This is a genomic window from Pseudoalteromonas sp. UBA6610 (genome assembly GCF_002433295.1).
Classification (GTDB): domain Bacteria; phylum Pseudomonadota; class Gammaproteobacteria; order Enterobacterales; family Alteromonadaceae; genus Pseudoalteromonas; species Pseudoalteromonas atlantica.
Map to the genome: position 1 here is coordinate 1,083 of NZ_DJHW01000026.1, position 6,932 is coordinate 8,014.

5 protein-coding genes, 1 tRNA gene and 1 pseudogene are annotated in these 6,932 nt (G+C 42.0%); all 7 read left to right on the plus strand.

All coding sequences use genetic code 11. The features are described from left to right. Nucleotides 1-1,157, plus strand: a pseudogene (ftsH, locus tag B4F91_RS03990) (ATP-dependent zinc metalloprotease FtsH); the annotation flags it as partial. A gap of 186 nt (nt 1,158-1,343) precedes the next feature. Further along, complete coding sequence (gene folP, locus B4F91_RS03995; protein WP_286938048.1) at nt 1,344-2,189, plus strand: dihydropteroate synthase; 846 nt, start codon at nt 1,344-1,346, stop codon at nt 2,187-2,189. Next, complete coding sequence (gene glmM / locus B4F91_RS04000) at nt 2,189-3,529, plus strand: phosphoglucosamine mutase (protein ID WP_004587342.1); 1,341 nt, start codon at nt 2,189-2,191, stop codon at nt 3,527-3,529. Before folP ends, glmM begins: the two co-directional genes overlap by 1 nt. A gap of 80 nt (nt 3,530-3,609) precedes the next feature. After that, nucleotides 3,610-4,359: a triose-phosphate isomerase gene (gene tpiA / locus B4F91_RS04005; RefSeq protein WP_286938045.1), complete on the plus strand. Its 750-nt coding sequence runs from the start codon at nt 3,610-3,612 to the stop codon at nt 4,357-4,359. Nucleotide 4,360: 1 nt separating this feature from the next. Further along, entirely contained in the window at nt 4,361-4,708 is a 348-nt protein-coding gene (gene secG, locus B4F91_RS04010) for a preprotein translocase subunit SecG (RefSeq protein ID WP_004587340.1), read from the plus strand. Nucleotides 4,709-4,789: 81 nt separating this feature from the next. After that, nucleotides 4,790-4,874, plus strand: a tRNA-Leu gene (locus B4F91_RS04015). A gap of 209 nt (nt 4,875-5,083) precedes the next feature. After that, on the plus strand, nt 5,084-6,709 hold the full coding sequence (locus B4F91_RS04020; protein ID WP_248443086.1) for a methyl-accepting chemotaxis protein: 1,626 nt from the start codon (nt 5,084-5,086) through the stop codon (nt 6,707-6,709). Nucleotides 6,710-6,932: the final 223 nt, after the last annotated feature.

Here is a 6,932-nt window from a genome sequence, read left to right on the forward strand (position 1 = left end):
TGAAATGTTTGTTGGTGTGGGCGCATCGCGTGTACGTGACATGTTTGAGCAAGCTAAAAAGGCTGCACCCTGTATTATCTTTATAGATGAGATTGATGCTGTAGGTCGTAAGCGTGGCGCTGGCATGGGCGGTGGACACGACGAACGTGAACAAACGCTAAACCAAATGCTAGTAGAAATGGATGGTTTTGAAGGTAACGAAGGTATTATCGTTATAGCGGCAACTAACCGCCCTGACGTACTAGACCCTGCATTACTTCGTCCTGGTCGTTTTGACCGTCAAGTAGTGGTTGGTTTGCCTGATATTCGTGGCCGTGAGCAAATTCTTAAAGTACATATGCGTAAAGTGCCATTAGGCGATAACGTAGAAGCGGCAGTTATTGCACGTGGTACGCCTGGTTTCTCTGGTGCTGATTTAGCAAATCTTGTAAACGAAGCCGCACTTTATGCCGCACGTGGTAATAAACGTGTTGTAAGTATGGCCGAATTTGATGCTGCTAAAGATAAAATCATGATGGGTGCAGAGCGCAAGACCATGGTGATGAGTGAGCAAGAGAAAGAAATGACGGCTTACCATGAAGCGGGCCATGCTATTGTTGGCCGTATGGTGCCAGAGCACGACCCAGTTTATAAAGTGTCGATTATTCCACGTGGCCGTGCCCTTGGTGTAACTATGTACTTACCTGAACAGGACCGTGTAAGTCATTCTAAAGAGCTTTTAGAGTCAATGATTTCAAGCCTTTACGGTGGCCGAATTGCTGAAGCACTTATTTATGGCGAAGACAAAGTAACAACGGGTGCGAGTAACGACATTGAGCGTGCAACAGATATTGCACGTAAAATGGTAACGCAGTGGGGCTTGAGTGAAAAACTAGGTCCGTTACTTTACGCTGAAGATCAAAACGAGATGTACATGGGTGGCGGCGGTGGTCGCGCAATGAGCATGTCTGATGAAACAGCTAAAGTAATTGATGCCGAAGTACGCTTATTCTCAGACCGTAATTATCAAAGAGCAGAAGATATATTAAAAGAAAATATTGATATTCTTCATGCGATGAAAGATGCATTAATGAAATACGAAACAATTGATGCTAAACAAATTGATGATTTAATGGCGCGTCAGCCTGTGCGTGAACCACGTGATGCACATGACCGTTTAGACGATAAGCCAACTAAAACAGTCGCACCTCAAGAAAAGCTGGTTGATGAAAGCCAAAAACCGGATGATTCATCGAAAAAAGATGAAACAAACCTTGATGATAAAGCTGAATAATCGTTAAAATAATACTTTAAAAGCCCCGTACTTCGGGGCTTTTTTGTATCAAATAACTAAAAGGTTGGCGATGACTAACATAATAAACCTTCCCCGTGGGCGTAAACTTAATTTAGAAAAACCATGTGTGATGGGGATTTTAAATGTGACCCCAGATTCATTTTCTGATGGTGGAAAGTTTTTAGATACAGGGCACGCGGTGCAACAGGCAATGCAGTTGCTAGACGAGGGTGCAACTATCATTGATATTGGCGGGGAGTCTACACGTCCAGGCGCGCCAGATGTTAATTTAGACGATGAACTTAATCGTGTGATACCTGCAATAAAAGCCATTAGAGCTAAAAGTGACTGCGTTATATCGGTAGATACCAGTAAAGCACAGGTCATGGAGCAGGCGATTTTAGCAGGTGCTGATATAGTTAACGACGTACGTGCATTACAAGAGCCCCACGCACTTAGCACACTTGCTAAGTATCCCGATGTAGCAATTTGTTTAATGCATATGCAAGGGCAGCCACGGACAATGCAAAGTGAACCCACTTATACTGACTTGCTAGCGCAAATTAACCTCTTTTTTGAGCAGCGTATAAGCGCATGCGAAACAGCGGGTATTAAGGTGGAGCAACTTATCCTCGACCCAGGTTTTGGCTTTGGCAAAACCCTAGAGCATAATTTTGAAATACTTGCTAAATTTAATGCATTTAATAAATTTGAACTACCGCTTTTAGCAGGTCTTTCACGCAAGTCGATGATAGGTAATTTGCTAAACAGAAAAACAGATGAGCGATTAGCGGGCAGCTTAGCCGGTGCGTTAATTGCCGCGCAAAATGGCGCAAAAATTATTCGTGTACACGATGTAAAAGAAACAGCAGATGCGCTTGGTGTACTCCAAGCTTGCGAAAAAGGAGCTTTATAATGAGCGAAAGAAAATATTTTGGTACCGATGGGGTACGTGGTTTAGTGGGCACAGCTCCAATTAACCCTGAGTTTGCAATGAAATTAGGCTGGGCCGCAGGTCGAGTTTTGTCTCTAAGTGGAACAAAAAAAGTAATTATAGGTAAAGATACCCGTATTTCAGGTTACATGCTAGAAACCGCGCTTGAAGCTGGTTTAATTGCCGCAGGAATAGATGTCGTACTGCTTGGGCCAATGCCAACGCCCGCTGTAGCATATTTAGCGCAAACGTTCAGAGCCGAAGCAGGTATTGTAATTAGTGCATCGCATAACCCTTATTACGATAACGGGATTAAGTTTTTTAATGGCCAAGGCTTAAAATTGGATGACGACGTTGAGCTACAAATTGAAGCGATGCTTGATGAACCAATGACCTGTGTTGCCTCAGATAAACTTGGTAAAGCCTCGCGCTTAGTAAGTGCTGATGGGCGCTATATTGAATTTTGTAAAAGCCAATTTCCACAAGGCTTATCACTTGAAGGTTTAAAAGTTGTACTAGATTGTGCCAATGGCGCAACCTACCATATTGCACCGTCGGTAATGCGTGAGCTAGGCGCTGAAGTGATTACTCATGCATGTGAGCCTAATGGGGTGAATATAAACCATGAATGTGGTGCTACACACGTTGATACGTTAAAGCGCAAAGTGCTAGAGCATAAAGCCGATGTGGGTATTGCTTACGATGGTGATGGTGATCGCGTAATGATGGTTGATCACAACGGTCGCGTATTTGACGGTGATGACTTAGTTTACATTATTGCCTGCCAAGCGGCTGAAGATCATATGCTTGGTGGTGGTGTTGTTGGCACGGTTATGTCGAACATGGGGCTTGAAAATGCATTAAAAGCAAAAGGAATTGAATTTGCGCGCAGTAAAGTTGGCGACCGTTATGTAATGGAAATGCTGCAGCAAAAAGGGTGGAGAATTGGTGGTGAAAGCTCAGGCCATGTATTAAACCTCGATTTAATCACCACGGGTGATGGTATCATTTCAAGCCTTCAGGTATTGGCTGCAATGGTGGCTCAAAATCGCACATTACAAGATTTAGGGGCTGGTTTTACAAAGTACCCAATGAAAATGATTAATGTACGTTACACACCTGGCACAGACCCTACACAAGCACCAGAAGTACAAGATGCGGTTGCGCAAGTAGAGCAAGCTTTAGGCGAAAAAGGCCGTGTTTTACTTCGTAAATCAGGCACTGAACCGGTAGTACGTGTTATGGTTGAAGCCGAACAAGAAAAAATAGTCATAGACAGCGCGCAAAAAATTGCAGCAGTTGTCGAATCTATGAGCAAATAAACTGATTGAGAACAATAACCTCTTGTAACTTAGGGCGAGAAAAGTTAATATCTCGCCCGCTTTCTAATCTGGAGTGGAAAATGGCAATACGTAAGGCATTGGTCGCAGGCAACTGGAAAATGAATGGCTCTTTAGAGCTTGTCACTCAACTGTCTGATGCCATTAACAGTGTTAAATCAAATGAGATAGACATTGTTTTATTTCCTCCATTTCCATTAGTATCAGCACTGGTTGACAGTGGTGTTACCACGGGTACCCAAACGCTCAGTGAAAATACCCCAGGCGCCTTTACCGGTGAAGTGGATGCTCAGCTTATTAAAGATTTAGGTGCTAAGTACGTACTCGTAGGTCATTCAGAGCGACGCAGTATTTACAAAGAAAGCAATGCAACCGTAGCCGCAAAATTTGCCCGTGCACAGCAAGTGGGACTAACACCTATCTTGTGTATTGGTGAAAGCGAGAGCGAACAAGAAAACGGTCAAACCGAACAGGTGGTTGCTGCACAAATTGATGCAGTAATTGGGAAATTAGGTGTAGCAGCACTGAAAGATTCTGTGATAGCATACGAGCCCGTTTGGGCCATAGGCACAGGTAAGACTGCATCGCCAGAACAGGCACAAGCTGTTCATAAATTTATCCGTGACAAAATTGCTTCATTAGATAGCGATTTAGCACAAGGGCTTACCATCTTATATGGTGGTAGCGTTAACGAAAAAAATAGCGAATTATTATTTGCACAACCAGATATAGATGGCGGCCTTATTGGCGGTGCTAGTCTAAAAGCAGATTCGTTCACTGCAATCTGTAACAGTGCAAAAGGGACCGTATAAGATGTACGAAATTTTATTAGTAGTTTATTTAGTTGTTGCTTTAGCTTTAGTTGGTATGGTTTTAATCCAGCAAGGTAAAGGCGCAGACATGGGTTCTTCATTTGGCGCCGGTGCTTCGGGCACAGTTTTTGGCTCATCAGGTGCAGGTAACTTCATGACCAAAACAACAACAAGCTTAGCAACAGTGTTTTTTGTTTTAAGTATTGTGTTAGGTAACTTAACTGCCGGTCAAATTAAAAAGACCGATGAGTGGGAAAACCTTGAAGCAGCACCTGCAGTAGAAACTGTAGCACCAGCAGAAGAAGACGTACCTGTTACTCAACAGCAGAGCTCTGACGTACCAAACTAATTTAGCGTAAAGCTAACGTTAAACGACTTATACTCCTCAAGTAAGTCAATAAGTTTAACACCTAAGCGAAAGCTTAAAAATGCGGATGTGGTGGAATTGGTAGACACGCTACCTTGAGGGGGTAGTGCTTTCGGGCGTGGGGGTTCAAGTCCCCCCATCCGCACCAAATTATAAAACCAGTAGCAGCAATGTTACTGGTTTTTTTATGGGAAATTTTCAATTTGCTCACTTATTAATCGCTTGATCCTTTTTGCGTTTATTAGTTGTTTAAAACTCGCTGTATTTGTAAAAAAAACTAGAAATATTACAAATTTAGTTAACACTTATAGGTAATAAGCCGATAATAGATATAGACAACAAAATAAGGTATACACAATGGCTTCAGGCTTCTCTTTTCAAAACCTCAGCATAAGTAAAAAAATACATGCGATTACCAGCATTGCGGTTGTAGCATTTTTAGCAATCGTTTTGATTAATTACTTTGCAATGAATGACAATAGAATCGCACTTGATGAAATGGAAAAGTCTTCATATCAGGTTGTTAAGTTAACTTCAGCAAATGTAAGTCTTTTAGAAAAGCTCGATGAGCTTTATACGCAAGCAGTTACATTTGGAGAGCAGGAGTTAGTAGAGAAAGCAGCTGATACATACAATGCACTAAGTAACAACATAAATGCGGTTGAGCAAATAAACGCTTCGTATATTCATAGTGACACGAAAGTTCAGTTAGCAAATTACGAAAAAATATCAGCCAGTATTGCCAATGGCATGGTAAATGGAACGGCTGACTTTAGTAAAATTCAGCAACAAGCACAAAGAAAAACAGCACTGTATAATGATGTGCTTGAAAGGTTTAAAACCGCTCAAGCAAAAGCAGACGATCGCTTTTTTGAATTAGTTGCAAGTACTAAAGAGCGTTCTGATCACGCACTAACACTTATGTTGGTGGTATCTATTGTTTCGTTAATTTTACTGCTATTTATGGCTATTTGGATTGCCAAACGTATTGCAGCCTCTGCAAGTGATGCCGCTAATAACCTGAGTCTACTCGCAAACGGTAAAGGGTCGCTGAGCACTAATCTGAGCGTAAATTCAGAGGATGAAATTGGTCAAGTATCAATTAACTTCAACTCTTTCATCGCTTTGCTGAAAAAAACAGTACTTGAAGTAATCGCGGTATGTGAGCCACTAATGGAGAACTCAACTCGCTTAGTGCAAGGTATGGAGCAGGCTGAACGCGCAACCACAAAGCAAACAACAGAGGCTGAGGTGGTTAAACAGTCTATGGAAGAGATGAAGCAAAGCGTGGGTGATATTTCTCAATCGGCGGCAAGTGCATCAAATGCAGCGCAAACAGCAGAAAAAGAGGTAGAACAAAGCAGAACTCAAGTTCAAATGTCAGTCACCGCCTCGCGTACGTTAAGTGATGAAATAAATCAAGCTGCCTCAACTATCAATAAGTTAGCTGATGATACAAAAAATGTGTCTCAAATTCTTAATGTGATTACATCTATTGCTGAGCAAACTAATTTATTAGCACTAAATGCTGCTATAGAAGCGGCTCGTGCAGGTGAGCATGGTAGAGGCTTTGCCGTGGTTGCGGATGAAGTAAGAGAGCTTGCATCACGTACAGCACATTCAACGAATGAAATTCGTGAGTTACTTAGCACCTTGACTGAGGCTGCAAATGAGTCTGTGACGGCGATGACATCAGCGCGAGATATGGCCACAGATAATGCAACAGCCGCAGAGAAAACTGGCGTTTCGATAGAAAAAATTGCAGAGCAAATGCTAGAAATAAATGGTATGAACTCACAAATCGCCGCTGCAACAGAAGAGCAAACATCGGTTGCTGCGATGGTTGTAGAAAATGTGACGAATATGCATGAATCGTTTGAAGACACCATGGACTCACTCGCGGCGGTGAGGGATGTAGCGAAAAACCTACACTACCTTTCAGATAACCTTTTAGATGCCACTGCGAAGTTTAAAATTGAGTAATATTAACTTGCAATAATACTTAAGCATTTTAGAGGCTAAGCCAAGTGCTAGCTGCATTCAAAAAAACGTTATTTAGAGCAACTAAATAACGTTTTTTTTGCCTAGCTATCTACACTCTTTGCCTGTCACTCAATTGCTTATTTGTTTAAGCATATTAGTATATAGCCGTAATATTTAGATATAAAAAAACCACCTAATCGGTAATGCCGATCAGTTAAGAAAT

Coding starts and splice junctions, on each gene's coding strand:
- folP (WP_286938048.1), top strand. CDS start 1,344: ATGACTAACATAATAAACCTTCCCCGTGGGCGTAAACTTAATTTAGAA.
- glmM (WP_004587342.1), top strand. CDS start 2,189: ATGAGCGAAAGAAAATATTTTGGTACCGATGGGGTACGTGGTTTAGTG.
- secG (WP_004587340.1), top strand. CDS start 4,361: ATGTACGAAATTTTATTAGTAGTTTATTTAGTTGTTGCTTTAGCTTTA.
- tpiA (WP_286938045.1), top strand. CDS start 3,610: ATGGCAATACGTAAGGCATTGGTCGCAGGCAACTGGAAAATGAATGGC.
- B4F91_RS04020 (WP_248443086.1), top strand. CDS start 5,084: ATGGCTTCAGGCTTCTCTTTTCAAAACCTCAGCATAAGTAAAAAAATA.